The sequence below is a fragment of the Erwinia rhapontici genome (assembly GCF_012271765.1).
Taxonomy (GTDB): Bacteria; Pseudomonadota; Gammaproteobacteria; order Enterobacterales; family Enterobacteriaceae; genus Erwinia; species Erwinia rhapontici.
In genome coordinates this window covers 868,582-887,477 of the sequence record NZ_VRKO01000010.1, presented here as the reverse complement: position 1 = coordinate 887,477, position 18,896 = coordinate 868,582, and the positions used below count along the sequence as shown (strand labels likewise).

The window sequence follows — 18,896 nt, the reverse complement described above, 5'->3', positions numbered from 1 at the left end:
CTGTCGGCTCTCCTGGAAATCCGCTCTCCCTCGGCGAGGCTTAATTGCCGCTCAAAAGGTCAACGGCCGGGTCAAAATAAAAAGAAAAACCAATCAAACAGACCAGACACAAAAAGCCTTTTTGGTTTTATTTAATCTTTTAGATTTTGGTTTTGATGTTGAGGCGGCAATTAAGCTGCGCTGAGGAAGTGATGTGAACCAGGATGAACCGCCTGGACGGCGGTGAAAGCTCGGGCCGGCACAGGGAAGTGCCGTCACGAGTGGTCCGTCGGTGAACGGAACTGACGAAGGCATCCGTGAAACGGGCGCGGCGCCTGCCGCAAGCCCGGGGTCAAGGGGCGGCGGCGACTGGCCGCCCCTTGTCGCTTCGCCCGCGCAGCGGGAAAGCGAAACGCCCTTGACCTTAAGACGTTGACCTTAAGACCTTGACCTTAAGACCTTGACCTTAAGACCGTGGCCTTTCGGGTCGACCGCATACATCACGCCTCACGCTGATAACCATAACGGTATTTCGCCACCAGCATCAGAGTCGTCAGCACGGCCGGAATCGCCAGGAAAGAGAAAACATCCGTGATATTCCAGCCGAGCGACAGCATTTGTGCACCCGCGAACGCACTCAGGATGGCCCCGATACGCCCCACGCCGTGCATCCAACTGGAACCCGTGGCACGGGCATGGGTAGGATAGTAACTGGCTGACAGTGCATTCATGCCAGTATTCGCCCCGTTCAGACAAAAACCGCTGCAAAAGGCCACTGACCCCAGTACCCAGACATCCGCTGGCGCATAGCCAATGCACACCGTGGCAATTGAGCCAGTGAAATAGATCGCCGCCAACGCCAGATTGGCGTTAAAACGATCCATCATCCAGCCCGCAAACAACGACCCTACGGTGCCACCCGCCTGATACATCGCCGTAACCAGCGCCGCCTGCGTCACCGTCATACCGACATCCTTCACCAGCGACGGCAGCCAGGAACCAATCAGATAGACCAGAAACAGCCCCATAAAATAACTGCCCCATAGCATCATGCTGCCGAAGAAGTAACGGCGCGACAGCACCACTTTTACCGCACCTTCACTGGTTGCGGCTTCGCTGCGCGTGAAGATGCACGCTTCTCCTATACTGCCGGGATGCATCTTCTCAACGATTTGCCGGATCTGCGCCGCCGGGGCGTTACGGGTGATCATAAAACGCACGGATTCCGGCAGCCAGCGCAGCAGCAAGGGCACCATCAGCAGCGGCAGAATACCGCCCATCACCAGCACCGCATGCCAGCCTAAGTTCGGGATTAACCATGAGGCGGCGAACCCACCGCTGGCGGCACCAAAGGTAAAGCCGCAGAACACCACGGTGATGAGAAAGGCACGTTTTCGTTCAGGAGAGTATTCTGCTACCAGCGTGCCGACATTGGGCATGGCAGCGCCCAGCCCAAGCCCCGTCAGAAAGCGGAACAACATGATCTGGTCAAGGTTTTGCGAGAAGGCAGTGGCCAGCGTCCATAAGCCAAAGAAGAACACGCTGCAAATGATGATCACCCGGCGGCCAAAGCGATCGGCCAGCGGCCCGGCAAACATCGCGCCTAGCGCCAGCCCGATCAGCGCGGCACTGATGACGGCACCTAACTGATGGTTCGTCACTCCCCATGCGCTTTTCAACGCCGGGGCAATGAAACCCATCAGGGCAATATCCATACCATCCATTGCCACCACGGCAAAACTCAGGGCGATGATGCGTTTTTGATAACGACTCAACGACCCCTGATTAATCAACGTACGGATATCGATCGCTGCGGTACTGTCCACTTCGCGCTCCATAACAGGCCAGTGTTAACCCCGCCCGGATGACAACGTTGCAGAGGTTTACAGAAAAAGTGCCGGCTATCATAACGGATTGTTATGGAATTCTCCTGGGAAAATATGTCCGTTTTATCCTGAAATGTGACAGAAATGATCTCAATACGGTATTCAGGTATTCGCTCACTTTTTCAAAGGATTAATAATCTCTGCAATACCCTTTCGCTCTGTAGTCATACCAGAAGTAATGGATAACGTCGGAAAAGCGGTAAATGTTAATTAAATTTTGCAATAAGGTTAACAAAATACTCAGAGAAAACTTGCCAGTTTATCCGGGCCGTTATTATTCTGCGTAATGGACAAAAAATATCAGTTTAATCAGCGTATTCGTCTGCGCCATTTACATACCTTCGTCGCCGTTGCACAGCAAGGGACGCTGGGACGTGCCGCCGAAACGTTGTCACTCAGCCAGCCCGCTCTGTCGAAGACACTGAACGAGCTGGAGGATTTGGCGGGTGTGCGGCTGTTTGAACGCGGGCGTTTGGGTGCACAGCTAACCACAATGGGAGAACAGTTTCTCACGCACGCGGTACGTGTTCTTGATGCACTTAATCATGCCGGGCAGTCGTTTACATTACCGCACGAAAAATCCCCTGAAGTGATGCGCCTTGGCGTGCTGACCACTGTGGCGCTGGGAATGTTGCCGTCAATTCTCGATCGCTTTCACCAGCAACAGCCACAGGCGATTGTGCAAGTGGCAACGCTGCACAACAATGTACTGATCGCTGCGCTTAAAGCCGGAGAATTTGACGTTGGGATTGGGCGCATGGCCGATCCCGATTTGATGGCCGGGTTGACCTACGAACTGCTTTTTCTGGAGTCCTTGCGCCTGGTGGTACGGCCAGATCATCCACTATTAAGTGACAATGTCACGCTTTCTAAAGCGCTCTCCTGGCCCGTGGTCATTTCACCGGAGGGCACCGCCCCGCGTCGCATTGCCGAAGCCATGCTGAAAGAACAAGGTTGCACGTTGCCAGGCACCCTGGTGGAGACATCCTCAACGTCGCTGGCCCGCCAACTGGCGTTGCGTTACAACTATGTGTGGTTTGTGCCATCGGGCGCGATTAAAGAAGACTTGCTGCATAATGCGCTGGCTGCGCTGCCGATTGCCTCACATGGCCCCGGCGAAGCGGTCGGCATCATGACCCGCTCTGGTGCGCCTCTGACACTGAGTGCCGAGATCCTGCTGGCCACGATCCGAAAATCCCATTCAGGCTGACATATCATCGACTGCGTTTGGCATGACGTTCACGGTTTTCCAGCCGTGCCTGTTCATTCTTACGCAACCCAACGTAGCAGGCCCCCGTGCCGCCATCCTGTGACCGGGCGCAGCAAAATGCCTGTACATCCTCAAACTGCGGCAGCCAGCGCATCAGATAGCTGCGCACGATATTGGCATGTGAGGCATCATCACGCCCTTTTCCATGCACGATCAACACATTGCGCAGACCATCCTGTACGCACTGCAACATAAACAGATACAGGGCCTGACGGCACTGTTCGACGGTGTAACGAATGAGATTCAGCGTGGCCTGCGGCGGGTATTTTCCCTGAAAGAGTTTGTCCAGCACGCCCTGTTGAATTCCTTCCGCTTTGTATTCCAGCGGCGTGGTCAACGGGACGATATCCAGCAGGCCAGTGGTCAGCGGATTATCCAGCTGTGGATCGAGCACCTGGCGCACTTTATTTTGTGAAGAAGGTAACCATAAGGTGCTGGAACAGGCTTTCAGTGGCTTAACGTCTCCCATCGCCTGTTTAAACAGCTCCAGCTCATCAGCGTTGTTGCTCATCACGTTATCCCCGATCAATACGCGCCCTGCGCGCGTTTTCTGCATTTTTCTACAGCTGTGAGTTTAGCAAAAAACGGACAGGCTTCATCCGGGTTGTGTTTGTCCGCTTATTGATACGGATCATGGAGGTGGATTCTGTGGTGAGCTTAACTAAAAAATCGGATATCAAGCCTATTTGGCGGAGGTTAGCCTGCGAATCATCTGATTACAGATTGTTTTTCACACAACTTTTACAGAGATGACGATTATTAATAACGTCCACATATTTATTGTGCCTAAAACTGCTCAGATGAGTTCCCTTGTGTGCGGGAAAAATGGTAAATTGATGTCAGTCAATTATCATCGAGCGTACATTATGATTCCGGAAAAGCGAATTATCACTAGACGCATACAATCGGGTGGTTGCGCCATTCACTGCCAGGATTGCAGCATCAGTCAGCTTTGTATTCCCTTCACGCTTAACGAGCATGAGCTGGACCAGCTTGATAACATCATCGAGCGTAAAAAACCGATTCAGAAAGGACAAACGCTGTTTAAAGCGGGTGACGAACTGCGTTCCCTGTACGCGATTCGCTCCGGGACCATTAAAAGCTACACCATCACCGAACAGGGTGATGAGCAGATTACCGGCTTCCATCTGGCGGGTGATCTGGTCGGCTTTGATGCCATCAGCGGTAACCAGCATCCCAGCTTCGCTCAGGCGTTAGAAACCGCCATGGTGTGCGAAATTCCTTTCGAAACCCTCGACGATCTTTCCGGTAAAATGCCCAGCCTGCGTCAGCAGATGATGCGCCTGATGAGCGGCGAAATTAAGGGCGACCAGGAAATGATCCTGCTGCTGTCGAAGAAAAATGCGGAAGAACGTCTGGCCGCCTTTATTTACGGTCTGTCGCGCCGCTTCGGCCAGCGTGGTTTCTCACAGCGTGAATTTCGTCTGACCATGACCCGTGGTGATATTGGTAACTACCTTGGATTGACGGTAGAAACCATCAGTCGTCTACTTGGTCGCTTCCAGAAAAGCGGCATGCTGGCGGTGAAAGGAAAATACATCACCATCGAAAATCATGAAATTCTGTCAGAACTGGCAGGCCAGAGCCGTGCCATCGCCTGACCCGCGCCGGATCGATATTTCTTATTTTATTGATCCGGCAACAACTTTTCCCCTTCTTCCTTTGCCTCGATTGGGCTATCTTTAAGCTGACACGCTCAGTGTAAGGAGAAACCGTTATGGCTCAATATCAGAACATTCTGGTGGCGATCGATCCACAACAGGACGACCAGCCCGCACTTCGTCGCGCTGTTTACCTTAATCAGCGGCTTGGCGGTAAGATTACCTGTTTTCTTCCCATTTACGACTTCTCCTATGAGATGACCACGCTGCTTTCACCCGATGAACGCGTCACCATGCGTAAAGGGGTGATCAGCCAACGCACTGAGTGGATCCGTGAACAGGCGCAGGCCTATCTTGCGGCCGGCGTGCAGATTGATATCAAGGTGATTTGGCATAATCGTCCGTTCGAAGCGATTATCCAGGAAGTGCTGAACAGCAAACACGATCTGGTGATTAAGATGGCCCACCAGCATGACCGCTTACAGGCGGTGGTGTTTACCCCAACCGACTGGCACCTGCTGCGCAAATGCCCGTGCCCGGTCTGGATGGTGAAAGATCAGGCCTGGCCAGAAGGCGGCAAGGCGGTAGTCGCAGTAAACCTCGCCAGCGAAGAGCCACATCACGATCCGTTAAACAGCAAGCTGGTCAGAGAAACGCTGGAGCTGGCCGAACGGGTTAACCATACCGAAGTGCATCTGGTCGGCGCTTACCCTGTTACACCAATCAATATCGCCATTGAGCTGCCAGACTTTGATCCGAGCGTTTATAACGATGCCATCCGTGGTCAGCATCTGGTGGCGATGAAGGCGCTGCGTCAGTCATTCTCCATTGATGAGAAGTTCACCCATGTGGAGAAAGGGCTGCCTGAAGAGGTGATACCAGAGCTGGCCGCACACCTTGATGCCGGTGTGGTGGTGCTCGGCACTATCGGCCGTACCGGGCTATCGGCAGCGTTCCTTGGGAATACCGCCGAGCAGGTTATTGACCACCTGCGCTGTGACCTGCTGGCGATCAAGCCTGACGGTTTCGCCTCTCCGGTCGAACTGGATGATGACGAAGACGATTAATGACCACGGGCGAGCCTGATCCCAGGCTCGCCCTCTCCCTTCCCTCCGCTATGATGACGTTGCCGTTTCCACCACGTCCTTTTTCAGGAACCACAGAATTAACGCCGTCAGCAGTGACCCTGCAGCAATAGCCAGCAGATACGCGGCCAGATTAGCGATCACATTCGGAATAAACATCACAAAAATACCGCCATGAGGTGCACGCGATGCACAACCCAGCGCCATCGATAACGCACCGGCCAGCCCAGAGCCCGCCACAATCGCCGGGATCACCCGTAGCGGATCGGACACCGCATAGGGAATAGCCCCTTCAGTAATAAACGACAGCCCCAGCACCCACGTCACTTTGCCCGTCTCACGTTCGCTGCGGCTGAATTTACGCCGGAACAGCACTGTGGCGAGCGCTATCCCCAGCGGCGGCACCATTCCGGCAGCCATACAAGCGGCAATCGGCCCGTAAATGCCGCTGGACATCAGGCCGATGGCAAACATACACACGGTTTTATTCAATGGCCCGCCCATATCAAAGGCTACCATCATGCCAAACAGCAGGCCAAGAATGGCCGAGTTGGTGTGCCCCAATGCATTGAGGAAGTCCGTCAACCAGCCAAGCAGTAATTTAATCGGCTCGCCAATCAGCCACACCATCAGCGCCCCGGTAATCAGCACGCTCAGTAACGGCACAAGCAAAATCGGCTTCAGCCCGGCAATCACCTCTGGCAGACGAATGTAGCGGACAATCATCAGCGTGACGTAACCCGCTAAAAAACCCGCCAGCAGTGCGCCCAGAAAGCCCGACCCGGTGTGAATGGCCATCATGCCGCCCACCGCACCGGAGACAATCCCCATTTTCCCGCTGATGGACTGGCTGATTCCCAGTGACAGGATCGGCAGCATCAGGGCAAATGCCGATCCCCCGCCGATATCGGACAGCATTTTCGCCAGCGGGCTGAAGTTGGCATCACCCGGCGTGGCAGCGGTGATCCCAAATGAGAAACTGAGAGCAATCAGTATCCCTCCGGCAACCACGAATGGGATCATCAGATTGACCCCGGTAATAAGGTGGACATAGATGCTGGAATACCAGCTGTTGCCACTGACAACGGGCACCACATCACCCTCTTCGCTGGCAATCTCCAGCCGGTGTGGGGCTAATTCCCCGGCGGTGATGGCATTGAGCAGCCCTTCGGCGTCTCTTGCCGCCCGGGCTACCGGGACTTCGACGATGTTCTTGTTCTGAAAACGCGCCATATCAACTTTTTTATCGGCGGCGATCAGAACAATATCTGCGGCAGAAATATCATCAGGGCTGAGGATGTACTTGCTCTCAATAGCACCCTGAGTCTCCACTCGCAGGGAAAGGCCCAGCTTTCTGGCGGCTTTTTTCAAATTACTTTCGGCCAGATAAGTGTGGGCCACCCCGGTGGGACAGGCGGTGATGGCGATAATATTCATGGGTGTTCTCCGGTAACAATAAAATAACTGTCGGTTCCGGCCGGAGTCTTATCTAAACAGAGCCCGATGGGAAAAACACTACCAAACACTGTCCCACTGGCGGGACAAACCCTGTACTGTCACTCAACAGCACAGGCTATTTATCGCGGGTATTCACCCTGTAATGAGATTCATTAAAAAATAAAACAGCAAGAAGATGATTAATTAAATTTCCCATTAACATCGGGAATAAAAATCGCTACACTTCATCTATCTTTTCACTCTGCTATAGGTTGACTGTTGGTTTCTTTTTATCGCCTGTCGCAGCGTCGAATACCGGCATTTATCGCTATTATGGCGATCCTGCTGCTGTTCATTGCACCGGATGTCTCTAAAAGTCTGGAACATCAGCGTGTATCAACACCGGATGCCTCTGCCCGTGAAGATCACTCATCGATGGTGTCGATGCATCATGGAGACATGAGCGGCATGACGATGGATGAGATGGCTACCCTGCACTCAGCGCCACCGTCGATGGCAACAACGCCCCCGTCCGATTACGCTCAGCATCATGCGATGCCTGCCGGTATGGGTATGATGGATGACGTTGCCTGCGGTTATTGCCAGCTGCTGGCACATTTCCCCGTACTGCTCATCGTCTTTATCCCGCTAGTTTGGCTGCTGTACCGTCTGACGTTACGGATGCCACCCTCACGCTATGAATCCTGGCTCCCCTCCGCCTTCTTCCCGGGTATTGTACAACCGCGCGCACCGCCTGTTTTTTCATTCTCTTTCTAAGGTTGTTATTTTTATTTTAGTCACTGCTTACGCCTGAAATGAATATGCGACACTCGCAGGAATGTAATTTCAGCGCTTTCGGCCCGCGTGGAAGAAACGCTACAATGTCCACATCAGTCGGGCGGGTAACGTTGATGCCACTTGACGTTAAATTTTAGAAAACAGTAAAGGAGTACACATCATGTCATTATTCCCTCCGGGCAAAAAACGCCGGAATTTCTTTATCGCACAGGCCTGCCTGTGGGTGTGCGCCGCTATCGTGATGACCAAAGCGATCATCGGTGGTGCCATCGATGAATATAATATGCCCTTCTCTACCTGGCCGGTGGAGCTGTATGTTTCTGAGTTCTTTATGATCCTGATATACAGCTCGGTGTTTACCGTGCTGCTGTCTATCCCGCTGTGGTACTGGTTTATCGGCGAGCAGAACCCGGATAGCCGGGGCTAGATCACCGGCAAAAAAAAGAGCTGACCCGTATCAAGGGTCAGCTCTTGTTGTAGGGGGCCACGCTGGTTCTGACGCCCCACGGTTTGTTACAGCGCTTTCAGAATCGCTTCTACCGTTGCTTTCGCATCACCGAACAGCATCTGGGTGTTCTCTTTGAAGAACAGCGGGTTCTGCACACCGGCATAGCCGGTATTCATCGAACGCTTAAACACCACCACATTCTGCGCTTTCCACACCTCCAGCACGGGCATACCCGCGATTGGGCTGCGTGGGTCTTCCTGTGCCGCCGGGTTGACGGTGTCATTGGCGCCGATAACCAGTACGGTATCCGTATCGCTGAAATCATCGTTGATCTCATCCATTTCCAGCACGATGTCATACGGCACTTTGGCTTCGGCCAGCAGGACGTTCATGTGACCAGGCAGACGACCCGCTACCGGGTGAATACCGAAACGCACCTTGATGCCGCGCTCACGCAGTTTGGCGGTGATTTCTGCCACCGGATACTGAGCCTGCGCCACCGCCATGCCGTAGCCTGGGGTGATAACCACCGTGGTGGAGTTTTTCAGCAGTTCAGCGGTGCCCGCGGCATCGATTTCGCGATACTCGCCCATCTCTTCGCCTTCACCGGTTGAGCTGCTGTCAGTACCAAACCCGCCTGCAATCACGCTAAAGAATGAACGGTTCATCGCCTTACACATAATGTAAGAGAGGATGGCACCGCTCGAACCGACCAGCGCTCCGGTGACGATCAGCAGGTCGTTGCTGAGCATAAAGCCCGCCGCCGCTGCCGCCCAACCCGAGTAGGAGTTCAGCATGGAGACCACGACAGGCATATCCGCACCGCCGATAGACGCCACCAGATGCCAGCCGAACGCCAGAGCGATCAGCGTCATTACCACCAGCGCAAAGGCCTGGGTTCCGGTGCTGTCACTGCGCACAAACATAATCAACAGCGCCAGTGAAACCACCAGTGCCAGCAGGTTGAGCTTATGACGATGTGGCAACGCCAGCGGGCGGGAAGAAATTTTGCCGCACAGCTTACCAAAGGCCACGATAGAACCGGTAAAGGTCACCGCACCGATAAAGATACCGATGAAGATCTCGGTCAGATGGATGTTTTCCATCACCGGAAGCAGGCCCGGGCCGTGGTCCAGGTAGCTGTTAACACCGACCAACACGGCAGCCAGCCCCACAAAGCTGTGCAGCATGGCCACCAGCTCTGGCATTTCGGTCATTTCGACTTTCTTCGCCAGACGAATACCGATAGCACCACCGATCACCATCGCCAGCAGGATCCAGGCAACGTTGCCCGTATCCGGACCGAAGATGGTTACCACCAGCGCCAGCGCCATTCCGCTTACGCCAAAAATATTCCCCTGCTTCGAGGTCTCATGTTTAGACAACCCGGCAAGGCTGCAAATAAACAGGATCGCAGCGATGATATAAGCTGCTGTCACTAATCCGCCAGACATGGACTTCCCCTCAGTTTTTACGGAACATTTTCAGCATGCGCTGGGTGACGGTAAAGCCACCAAAGATATTGATGCTGGCAATCAGCACCGCAACGAAGGACAGGAAGCTGACCCAGCCGCCATGACCAATCTGCAACACGGCACCGACGACGATAATGCCTGAAATGGCATTGGTCACCGACATCAGCGGCGTATGCAGAGCATGACTGACGTTCCACACCACGTAGTAACCCACCACGCAGGAGAGCGCAAAGACGGTGAAGTGCGAAAGGAACTCAGGTGGAGCCACATTGGCCAGCCAGCCAAACAGCACAATCGCCAGCACCAGCAGCCCGTATTTACGCAGCGGTGAGACAGGTTTTTCCACCGGTTTTTCGATCGGGGTTTCCACTTTGGCCGCTTTCGGCGCAGCAGACACCTGAATTGGTGGTGCAGGCCAGGTGATTTCGCCATCACGGATCACGGTCACACCGCGGATCACCACATCGTCAAAGTCGATGGTGATTTCACCGTTCTTCTCTTTGCACAGCAGCTTCATCAGGTTCACCAGATTAGTGCCATAAAGCTGAGAAGACTGAGTCGGCAGACGACTTGGCAGATCGGTGTAACCGATGATTTTCACCCCGTTCGGGCTGGTGGTGATGGTATCGGCCACGGTCAACTCACAGTTACCGCCGTTTTGCGCAGCCAGATCGACGATCACGCTGCCCGGTTTCATGGAGGCAACCATTTCTGCGGTGATCAGCGTCGGTGCCGGTTTGCCCGGGATCAGCGCGGTGGTGACAATGATGTCCACTTCTTCCGCCTGAGCCGCAAACAGCGCCATTTCGGCCTTAATAAAGGCTTCCGACATGACTTTGGCATAACCATCACCGCTGCCCGCTTCTTCCTCAAAATCAAGTTCGAGGAACTCCGCGCCCATACTCTGGACCTGCTCTTTCACTTCAGGGCGAGTATCAAAGGCACGCACGATAGCGCCCAGGCTGCGGCCTGCGCCGATAGCGGCCAGACCGGCCACTCCGGCACCAATCACCATCACTTTCGCAGGTGGCACTTTACCGGCGGCGGTAATCTGCCCGGTAAAGAATCGGCCAAATTCATGCGCAGCCTCAACAATCGCACGATAACCGGCGATGTTTGCCATCGAACTGAGCGCATCAAGAGACTGCGCACGCGAGATACGCGGCACGGCATCCATAGACATCACGGTGACGTTACGCGCGGCCAGTTTTGCCAGCAGTTCCGGGTTTTGCGCAGGCCAGATAAAGCTCACCAGCGTGCTTCCGGCACGCGTCAGAGCAATCTCTTCGTCGGTCGGCGCATTCACTTTTAATACGATATCGGACTGCCAGACATTCACCGAATCGGTAATGGTTGCGCCAGCCGCTTCAAAGGCCGCGTCTTCAAAACTGGCGAGTTTACCCGCGCCGCTTTCTACAGCGACGCTAAAACCCAGAGCTAATAACTGTTCAACCGTTTTTGGTGTCGCAGCAGCACGGGCTTCGTTGGGCAACCGCTCTTTGGTAATACCAATAAGCATAATCTTCCCTTTTCTTCAGAGAGTACGATGGTTTGTTCTCATCGTCCCGGCCCTTATGACCGAAACGTAACAGGTTCAAACTGGTTATAACCTACTGAAAATAAGTGTTCCGATCCACCCACAGTCAGTGTCTGGTGATGACTAACCGATAAAAAAGCAGTACAGACCCCCTCCAGCGATATATTGAGCCTGAATCAGGATGTAAAGAACGCATTATCTGCTACGGTAAAATTTAACATTTACCGACAAACGTTATCAAAAAACATTGATTAACAATGTGTTAACGATATAAGTGTTAACAATTACCAGCTTAAGTTGTTAATGTTTGAAAAATGACACGATTCAGCCAGCTTTCTTCATTATTCTGAAAACGGGAATTGTACTGACATCAAATCCCCACAAAATGGCTGAGACAGCGAACATTATTACATGCAATAATCATCCGCTAATCTGTTACACATCAAGAGTCCAGCACGTTTTTGTACTCATTTTTTGCGTAAGGCGAAGGATTAATTTTTATGAAGCTGAAGAATACCATTCTGGCATCAGCCCTGTTGTCACTCACAGCATTGACCGCCCATGCGGCGCAGGAACTGACGCCGGAGAAAGCCGCTGCGCTGAAACCGTTTGATCGGATCACCATTAGCGGGCGTTTTAATGCCATCTACGAGGCCAGCGATGCCGTATCAAAACGTGCTGATGCGCTTGGTGCAGCCTCTTACTATATTCAGGGTATCAACGATACCAACGGCAACGGCGGCAACTGGAATGTGACGGCCGATCTCTATCATGCCGATGCGCCTGTTGCGCCGAAAAATAAAGATCGCATCATTAATGGCGTACGTGAGCTGACCAAAGCAGAAGCGTTTACTATTGAGCCTTACGACACCGTCAGCGCCAGCGGCTTTTTCCGCAGCCAGCCTGATGTCAATGATGCCATTACCCGTGCAGCAAAAGAGAAAGGCGCAGAGTCTTTCTTTATCGTGCGTCAGATCGACACCAACAGCGGTGGCAATCAGATTATCACGGCTTACATCTATAAAGCCGATGCGCCTAAGCGTCAGGTGCAGTCTCCTAACCTGATCCCGGCGGATTCCGAAGCAGGTAAAGCCGCGCTGGCAGCGGGCGGTGCGGCAGCGAAAACGGTTGAACTACCGGGTGTGGCATCCAATGAAACCCCAAGCAACAAAGTGGGCCGTTTCTATGAAACTCAAAGCTCAACCGGTAAGCGTTACACCGTGACTCGCCCGGATGGCAAAAGTGTGCAGGAAGTGAATGCCATTACTGCGGCGCAGATGCAGCCGTACGATAGCGTGACCTTCACCGGCCACTACAGCACCCCGACTGAAGTGTCTGAAGAAGTGGGTCGCCGTGCGATCGCTAAAGGTGCCAAGTATTATCACGTCACCCGTCAGTGGTCGAATCAGAGCGGCGGTAACCTGACCGTCTCTGCGGATCTCTTTAAGTAACGTCTCTTTGCGGGGCAACTGCCTGGTTGCCCCGTCGTTATGAATAATTCCCGTCTCTTTTTGCATAGTAAGTCATTGCATCCTGCCGCCGCTATCCGTAAAATCCCCCGCCACTTTCAGGCGTTTCGTTGCTTTTTCCGGCCTCACATCCTGAGTTAAAACCAACATGGTCGTTACAACTGGTGTTTTATTCTGTAACCGGAGTTTTTCTTGGACAAAAAGTTAGGTCTCACCGCGCTGACGGCGCTGGTACTCAGTTCTATGTTAGGCGCGGGCGTGTTTAGCCTGCCACAAAATATGGCGGCGGTCGCCAGCCCGGCTGCCCTGCTGATTGGCTGGGCCATCACCGGTGTGGGGATCGTGCTACTGGCGCTGGCCATGCTGCTGCTGAGCCGCTTGAAACCCGAGTTAGATGGCGGCATTTTCACTTATGCAAAGGCGGGATTTGGCGAACTGATTGGCTTCTGTTCTGCCTGGGGTTACTGGCTGTGTGCCGTGATTGCCAATGTGTCCTACCTGGTGATCGTTTTCTCCGCCATGAGCTTCTTTACTGACTCTCCCGGCCATATCATTTTTGGCGATGGCAACACCTGGCAGGCCATGCTTGCAGCCTCAATCCTGCTGTGGCTGGTGCATGCGCTGGTGCTGCGCGGTGTGCAGACGGCGGCCAGCATTAATCTGATCGCAACGTTGGGCAAACTGCTGCCGTTGGGCTTATTTGTCCTGCTGGCCATTGCCGCGTTCCATTACGATCGTTTTCGCTTCGATTTCAGCGGCGTCGCACTGGGGAAACCGGTCTGGCAGCAGGTGAAAGACACCATGCTGATTACGCTGTGGGTATTTATCGGTATTGAAGGTGCGGTGGTCGTTTCATCGCGTGCGCGAAACCGTCGTGACGTGGGACGTGCCACGCTGCTGGCGGTCACGGCGGCGCTGGCGATCTACCTGCTAGTGACGCTGCTGTCACTCGGGATCGTCCCGCGTGCCGAACTGGCTGAAATGCGCAATCCCTCAATGGCCGGATTGATGACCGCCCTGATCGGCCCTTGGGGCAACCTGGTGATTGTCAGCGGCCTGATTGTTTCTGTCTGCGGAGCTTATCTGAGCTGGACCATCATGGCAGCGGAAGTGCCGCTGGTGGCGGCACAGCATGGCGCGTTCCCACGCGGTCTGAGTCGGCAGAATGTACGGGGCGCTCCTTCTGCATCGCTGTGGCTGACCAATGGCTGTGTGCAGGTGTGTCTGATCCTGATCTGGCTGACCGGCTCCGATTACAACACATTGCTGACCATTGCTTCTGAGATGATTCTGGTGCCCTATCTGCTGGTCGGCGCTTATCTGTTTAAGGTCGCGCGTGAATCAAATAAACCCGGGGCGATGATGGTGGCGCTGGGTGCCAGCGTCTATGGTGTGTGGCTGCTGTACGCGTCGGGCCCGATGCATCTGCTGCTGTCGGTAGTGCTGTACGCGCCGGGGATGGTGTTGTTTCTGTTTGCCCGCCGTGGCGGCCGCGCCGGGACGTCATTGCACCGCGTTGAAAAATCGATCATGGTGCTGCTGGTGATCACCGCCCTGCCTGCCGTCTGGATGCTGACCCGTTAAGGGTCAGTGTGTCAGCTGCGGGAGTATCACGCTAAGGCGATCGTCGAGCTGCTCAAGCTTGAGCGGCCTGGCGTACTCCTGGCGAATAGCAACCAGCTGTGATTCGGACAAGGGGTAAGGCATCAGGATATCAAACTGCCCAATGTGCTGCTGTTGCGCCAGGGTGATCAGACGGGCGATATTGATTTCATCGCTGACCTGGGTCGAGATGATTTGCAGCGCGAGGTCTTTCAGCGGTTCGGATGATGAAGGCGGGCTGGTGGCTGACTTGCGGGTAATCATGCCAAAAAACGGGATCACACCATAGATGGCGTCAACAAAGCTCCAGCGTTTTTTACAGGATGCGGAGAGGAAATCGATATAGTTGAGGCAGATACGATCACTGTACTCTGCTGCAGCCAGCTTCTCTTCTGACACTCTTATCCCCTTATCCATTTCGACGCAAGAACAGCCCTGACCGGGCTCGACACCGCACACCCTTTCAGGCGCGGGATATAATGACATATTCGACTGAGTTTGTACTACATTCCCCCTAACATTTAGCGCTGATTAATGGTCGTTGCGACCAGGAAAGGATAAGCTACGGTTTCCAATAGCCTGATACCCGGCCCTATGAACAAAATTGTATTTGTCGAAGATGATAAAGATGTTGGTGAACTGATTGCTGCCTATCTGGGCCGGCATGACATTGACGTTATTGTAGAAAGCCGTGGCGATCGCGCGGAAGAGACTATTGCTGCCGCGAATCCTGACCTGGTGATGCTGGACATTATGCTGCCAGGCAAAGATGGCATGACGCTGTGCCGCGATTTGCGTACGCGTCACAGCTGGTCAGGCCCTATCGTGCTGCTGACGTCGCTGGACAGCGATATGAATCATATTCTGTCGCTGGAGATGGGGGCAAACGACTATATTCTCAAGACCACGCCGCCTGCGGTTCTCCTTGCACGTCTGCGGCTGCATCTGCGCCAGGCAGGGATCAATAGCCAGCATGAAGAGATAGCCCCTGGGATTGCGGGTCAGAAAGCCCTGCGGTTTGGCACCTTAAGCATCGATCCGATTAACCGTCAGGTCACGCTTTCCGATGAGATTGTCGCCCTCTCCACCGCCGATTTCGATCTGCTCTGGGAGCTGGCAACCCATGCAGGCACCATTCTTAATCGTGATGCGCTGCTAAAAACGCTGCGCGGCGTCAGTTATGACGGTATGGACCGCAGCATTGATGTAGCGATTTCTCGCCTGCGTAAGAAGCTGCTGGACAGCGCCACCGAGCCTTACCGGATTAAAACCATCCGTAATAAAGGCTATCTGTTTGCGCCGCACGCCTGGGATGCACAATGAAAAAACTGTTTATTCAGTTTTACCTGCTGCTGTTTGTCTGTTTCCTGGTGATGGCAATGCTGGTTGGGCTGGTGTACAAATTTACCGCCGAGCGCGCCGGGCGTCAGTCGATGGACGATCTGATGAAAAGTTCGCTGTACCTGATGCGCAGTGAGCTGAGGGAGATCCCCCCGCGCGACTGGAATAAAACCATCGACAACCTCGACCTCAATTTGTCATTTAAGCTGCATATTGAGCCAATGAGCAAATACCAGCTAGACCCCGGGACGCTGCGCCGCCTGCGTTCGGGTGAGATCGTGGCGCTGGACGATGAATACACCTTCTTACAGCATATTCCGCGCAGCCACTATGTGCTGGCCGTCGGCCCCATTCCCTACCTGTTTTACCTGCATGAGATGCGCATTCTGGATATCGCGCTGCTGGCGTTTATCGGTATTTCACTGGCGTTGCCCGTGTTTATCTGGATGCGACCGCACTGGCAGGACATGTTAAAGCTGGAGAATGCCGCGCAACGCTTTGGTCAGGGGCACCTTGAGGAACGTATTCATTTCGACAGCACCTCCAGCCTGCTGCGCCTTGGCGTGGCATTTAACCAGATGGCCGATAATATCAACACGCTGGTCACCAGTAAGAAACAGCTGATTGACGGCATCGCGCATGAATTACGCACCCCGCTGGTTCGCCTGCGTTACCGCCTGGAAATGAGTGATAACCTGACGGAAGCCGAGTCTGCGGCGCTTAATCGCGATATCGGCCAGCTGGAGTCACTGATCGAGGAGCTGTTGACGTATGCCCGTCTGGACCGTCCGCAGGTTAACCTGAATTTGCAAACGCTCGATCTGGCCCAGTGGCTGCATGAACGACTGGACGATATCCGTTCGGTGAAGCCGGCGTTTGATATTGCCCTGGATACGCCGCAGCGCGAGAATATTGGCGTTGCCGATACCCGTCTGATGGAGCGCGTGCTCGATAATCTGGTGAATAATGCCCTGCGTTATGCCGATCAACGTCTGCGGGTCGGCCTGTGGTTTGATGGCGATATGGCGTTCTTGCAGGTTGAGGATGACGGTCCGGGGATCCCACTGGACGAACGTCAGCGGGTCTTTGAACCCTTTGTACGCCTTGATCCCAGCCGCGACCGCGCGACCGGAGGCTGTGGACTTGGCCTGGCCATTGTCCACTCGATCGCCCAGGCTTTTGGCGGCTATGTCATCATCGACAGCAGTCCGCTTGGGGGCGCCAGCGTGCGTTTTTGCTGGCCAGTGACCCCCACTCTGCACTCTTAAACTCTCAATAAGGAAATCTATGTCTTCTTCCTATGCTCACCTGACACGTACCTTCCAGCGCCTTTCCCGCTTCGGCCATCTGTCGGCCATTGCAGGCTGGGATATGATGACCATGATGCCCGCGGGCGGCAGCCGCGCGCGCGGTGAAGCGCTGGCGGAGCTGAGCGTCCTGCGCCATGAAATCCTCACCGCGAAAGAGGTGGGTGTCTGGCTGCAACAGGCACAGCAGGAAGATCTGGATGATGTGGCACAGGCCAACCTGGCTGAAATGCAGCGCGCCTGGCAGCAGGCCTCGTTGCTGCCGGCTTCATTGGTAGAAGCCAAGTCTATTGTGGGATCGCGCTGTGAACATGCCTGGCGCCAGCAGCGTCCGGCCAATGACTGGACCGGGTTTTCCGCCAATCTGAAAGAAGTAGTAAAGCTGAGCCGTGAGGAGGCTGAAATCCGCGCTCAGGCCAGTGGAAAATCGCGTTACGATGCCCTGCTGGATGTGTTCGAACCCGGTATGACCAGCGCCAAACTGGATAAAACCTTTGGTGACCTGAAGCAGTGGCTGCCGAATCTGTTACAGCAGATCGTTGAACAGCAGGCTGGCGAAATTGTCGATCGCCCTGAAGGGCCTTTCCCCCAGGCATCACAGCAACAGCTGGGCCTGGCGATTATGCAACAGTTGGGTTTTGATTTTAACGCCGGGCGCCTTGATATCAGTGCGCATCCCTTCTGTGGTGGCGTACCCGAGGATGTCCGTATCACCACGCGCTATAACGAAGCCGAGTTTATCAGCGCCATGATGGGAGTTATCCATGAAACCGGGCACGCGCGCTACGAGCAAAATCTGCCTAAGCAGTGGGCCAATCAACCCGTGGCGCTGGCGCGATCAACCGCCATTCACGAATCGCAAAGCCTGTTCTTTGAAAAGCAGCTCGGCCGCAGCCCTGAATTCCTCAGCCTGATCCGCCCGCAGGTACAGTTGCTGCTGGGCGACCGCCCGGAACTCAATGAAGCGAACTTTATTGCTCTGAACCAGCGTGTGAAGCCTGGGTTGATCCGCGTGGATGCCGATGAGGTCAGCTATCCGGCACACATTATTCTGCGCTATGAAATTGAACGTGCACTCATTAGCGGCGAGATTGAAGTCGAGGATATCCCGGCGCTGTGGGACGAGAAAATGCTGGCCTGGCTGGGCCTGGATACGCGTGGCAATTACCGTGACGGTTGTATGCAGGATATTCACTGGACGGACGGTGCATTCGGTTACTTCCCAACGTATACACTGGGCGCGATGTATGCTGCACAGTTGTTCCAGGCCGTGAAGCGGGCGATCCCGCAGGTTGATGAACAGATCCGTCAGGGTGACCTCCAACCGGTGTTTGACTGGTTACAGCAGAATATCTGGCAGCATGGCAGCCGTTTCAGCACCCGCCAGTTGATTGAAAATGCCACTGGGGAAGATCTGAATCCGCACTATTTCCGCCAGCACCTGGAAAGCCGTTATTTGAAGTAACCTGCCTGTGGGTCAGGCGTGCCTGACCCCTACACGTTCCTGCCCCTGGCCGAGGCATGCCTGACCCCTACACGTTTCTACCCCTGGTCGAGGCATGCCTGACCCCTGCGCGTTTCTGCCCCTGGTCGAGGCATGCCTGACCCCTGCGCGTTTCTACCCCTGGTCGAGGCATGCC

General features: G+C 54.3%; 16 protein-coding genes. 10 read left to right on the top strand and 6 right to left on the bottom strand.

Annotated features, from left to right (window positions below; genetic code table 11):
- Positions 1-479: 479 nt before the first annotated feature.
- Positions 480-1,805, bottom strand: a complete 1,326-nt coding sequence (locus tag FVB43_RS09310) for an MFS transporter (protein ID WP_133841940.1) — start codon at positions 1,803-1,805, stop codon at positions 480-482.
- 346 nt (positions 1,806-2,151) lie between these two features.
- On the opposite strand from FVB43_RS09310, the gene FVB43_RS09305 reads away from it, so the two are divergent.
- The gene (locus tag FVB43_RS09305; protein WP_133841939.1) at positions 2,152-3,075 is read left to right on the top strand and encodes a LysR substrate-binding domain-containing protein; all 924 of its coding nucleotides are present in this window, start codon (positions 2,152-2,154) and stop codon (positions 3,073-3,075) included.
- A gap of 4 nt (positions 3,076-3,079) precedes the next feature.
- Here FVB43_RS09305 and smrA read toward each other — a convergent pair whose 3' ends face one another.
- On the bottom strand, positions 3,080-3,646 hold the full coding sequence (gene smrA, locus FVB43_RS09300) for a DNA endonuclease SmrA (protein WP_133841938.1): 567 nt from the start codon (positions 3,644-3,646) through the stop codon (positions 3,080-3,082).
- 355 nt (positions 3,647-4,001) lie between these two features.
- Between smrA and FVB43_RS09295 the strand changes: the two genes are divergently transcribed.
- Positions 4,002-4,757, top strand: a complete 756-nt coding sequence (locus FVB43_RS09295; protein ID WP_133841937.1) for an FNR family transcription factor — start codon at positions 4,002-4,004, stop codon at positions 4,755-4,757.
- A gap of 116 nt (positions 4,758-4,873) precedes the next feature.
- Positions 4,874-5,824 carry a universal stress protein UspE gene (gene uspE, locus FVB43_RS09290; protein ID WP_133841936.1) on the top strand — a complete coding sequence of 317 codons (951 nt, stop codon included), beginning with the start codon at positions 4,874-4,876 and terminating at the stop codon, positions 5,822-5,824.
- Between the two features lie 48 nt (positions 5,825-5,872).
- On the opposite strand, the gene FVB43_RS09285 is transcribed toward uspE, so the two are convergent.
- Positions 5,873-7,279 carry a PTS fructose transporter subunit IIC gene (locus FVB43_RS09285; RefSeq protein WP_167863808.1) on the bottom strand — a complete coding sequence of 469 codons (1,407 nt, stop codon included), beginning with the start codon at positions 7,277-7,279 and terminating at the stop codon, positions 5,873-5,875.
- A gap of 279 nt (positions 7,280-7,558) precedes the next feature.
- Here FVB43_RS09285 and FVB43_RS09280 point away from each other — a divergent pair, with 279 nt between their 5' ends.
- On the top strand, positions 7,559-8,056 hold the full coding sequence (locus FVB43_RS09280; protein WP_238337017.1) for a DUF2946 domain-containing protein: 498 nt from the start codon (positions 7,559-7,561) through the stop codon (positions 8,054-8,056).
- A 181-nt stretch (positions 8,057-8,237) separates the two neighbouring features.
- Positions 8,238-8,504, top strand: coding sequence for a DUF2534 family protein (locus FVB43_RS09275; RefSeq protein ID WP_133841934.1), 267 nt, complete (start codon positions 8,238-8,240; stop codon positions 8,502-8,504).
- An 86-nt stretch (positions 8,505-8,590) separates the two neighbouring features.
- On the opposite strand, the gene pntB is transcribed toward FVB43_RS09275, so the two are convergent.
- Positions 8,591-9,979: a Re/Si-specific NAD(P)(+) transhydrogenase subunit beta gene (gene pntB / locus FVB43_RS09270; protein WP_133841933.1), complete on the bottom strand. Its 1,389-nt coding sequence runs from the start codon at positions 9,977-9,979 to the stop codon at positions 8,591-8,593.
- A gap of 10 nt (positions 9,980-9,989) precedes the next feature.
- Entirely contained in the window at positions 9,990-11,519 is a 1,530-nt protein-coding gene (gene pntA, locus FVB43_RS09265) for a Re/Si-specific NAD(P)(+) transhydrogenase subunit alpha (protein ID WP_167863807.1), read from the bottom strand.
- A gap of 518 nt (positions 11,520-12,037) precedes the next feature.
- Between pntA and ydgH the strand changes: the two genes are divergently transcribed.
- Together ydgH and FVB43_RS09255 are read left to right on the top strand one after the other, a co-directional pair.
- A complete protein-coding gene (gene ydgH, locus FVB43_RS09260; RefSeq protein ID WP_133841931.1) occupies positions 12,038-12,988 on the top strand; it encodes a DUF1471 family protein YdgH in 951 nt (316 codons plus the stop codon).
- A gap of 210 nt (positions 12,989-13,198) precedes the next feature.
- Positions 13,199-14,590: an amino acid permease gene (locus tag FVB43_RS09255; protein WP_133841930.1), complete on the top strand. Its 1,392-nt coding sequence runs from the start codon at positions 13,199-13,201 to the stop codon at positions 14,588-14,590.
- 3 nt (positions 14,591-14,593) lie between these two features.
- On the opposite strand, the gene FVB43_RS09250 is transcribed toward FVB43_RS09255, so the two are convergent.
- Entirely contained in the window at positions 14,594-15,025 is a 432-nt protein-coding gene (locus FVB43_RS09250; RefSeq protein WP_197931266.1) for a hypothetical protein, read from the bottom strand.
- Positions 15,026-15,202: 177 nt separating this feature from the next.
- On the opposite strand from FVB43_RS09250, the gene rstA reads away from it, so the two are divergent.
- From rstA to FVB43_RS09235, 3 genes are read left to right on the top strand one after another with little or no spacing between them, the layout of a single operon-like run.
- A complete protein-coding gene (gene rstA / locus FVB43_RS09245; protein ID WP_133841928.1) occupies positions 15,203-15,931 on the top strand; it encodes a two-component system response regulator RstA in 729 nt (242 codons plus the stop codon).
- On the top strand, positions 15,928-17,217 hold the full coding sequence (gene rstB, locus FVB43_RS09240; RefSeq protein ID WP_133841927.1) for a two-component system sensor histidine kinase RstB: 1,290 nt from the start codon (positions 15,928-15,930) through the stop codon (positions 17,215-17,217). The genes rstA and rstB overlap by 4 nt, the downstream gene beginning before the upstream one ends.
- 19 nt (positions 17,218-17,236) lie before the next feature.
- A complete protein-coding gene (locus FVB43_RS09235; RefSeq protein WP_167863806.1) occupies positions 17,237-18,721 on the top strand; it encodes a carboxypeptidase M32 in 1,485 nt (494 codons plus the stop codon).
- Positions 18,722-18,896 lie beyond the last annotated feature (175 nt).

Bases quoted from the DNA above. Each gene is read 5' to 3' on its own strand.
- uspE (WP_133841936.1), top strand. From the start codon at position 4,874: ATGGCTCAATATCAGAACATTCTGGTGGCGATCGATCCACAACAGGAC.
- FVB43_RS09275 (WP_133841934.1), top strand. From the start codon at position 8,238: ATGTCATTATTCCCTCCGGGCAAAAAACGCCGGAATTTCTTTATCGCA.
- rstA (WP_133841928.1), top strand. From the start codon at position 15,203: ATGAACAAAATTGTATTTGTCGAAGATGATAAAGATGTTGGTGAACTG.
- FVB43_RS09235 (WP_167863806.1), top strand. From the start codon at position 17,237: ATGTCTTCTTCCTATGCTCACCTGACACGTACCTTCCAGCGCCTTTCC.
- FVB43_RS09250 (WP_197931266.1), bottom strand. From the start codon at position 15,025: ATGGATAAGGGGATAAGAGTGTCAGAAGAGAAGCTGGCTGCAGCAGAG.
- ydgH (WP_133841931.1), top strand. From the start codon at position 12,038: ATGAAGCTGAAGAATACCATTCTGGCATCAGCCCTGTTGTCACTCACA.
- FVB43_RS09305 (WP_133841939.1), top strand. From the start codon at position 2,152: ATGGACAAAAAATATCAGTTTAATCAGCGTATTCGTCTGCGCCATTTA.
- pntA (WP_167863807.1), bottom strand. From the start codon at position 11,519: ATGCTTATTGGTATTACCAAAGAGCGGTTGCCCAACGAAGCCCGTGCT.
- rstB (WP_133841927.1), top strand. From the start codon at position 15,928: ATGAAAAAACTGTTTATTCAGTTTTACCTGCTGCTGTTTGTCTGTTTC.
- FVB43_RS09295 (WP_133841937.1), top strand. From the start codon at position 4,002: ATGATTCCGGAAAAGCGAATTATCACTAGACGCATACAATCGGGTGGT.
- FVB43_RS09285 (WP_167863808.1), bottom strand. From the start codon at position 7,279: ATGAATATTATCGCCATCACCGCCTGTCCCACCGGGGTGGCCCACACT.
- pntB (WP_133841933.1), bottom strand. From the start codon at position 9,979: ATGTCTGGCGGATTAGTGACAGCAGCTTATATCATCGCTGCGATCCTG.
- smrA (WP_133841938.1), bottom strand. From the start codon at position 3,646: ATGAGCAACAACGCTGATGAGCTGGAGCTGTTTAAACAGGCGATGGGA.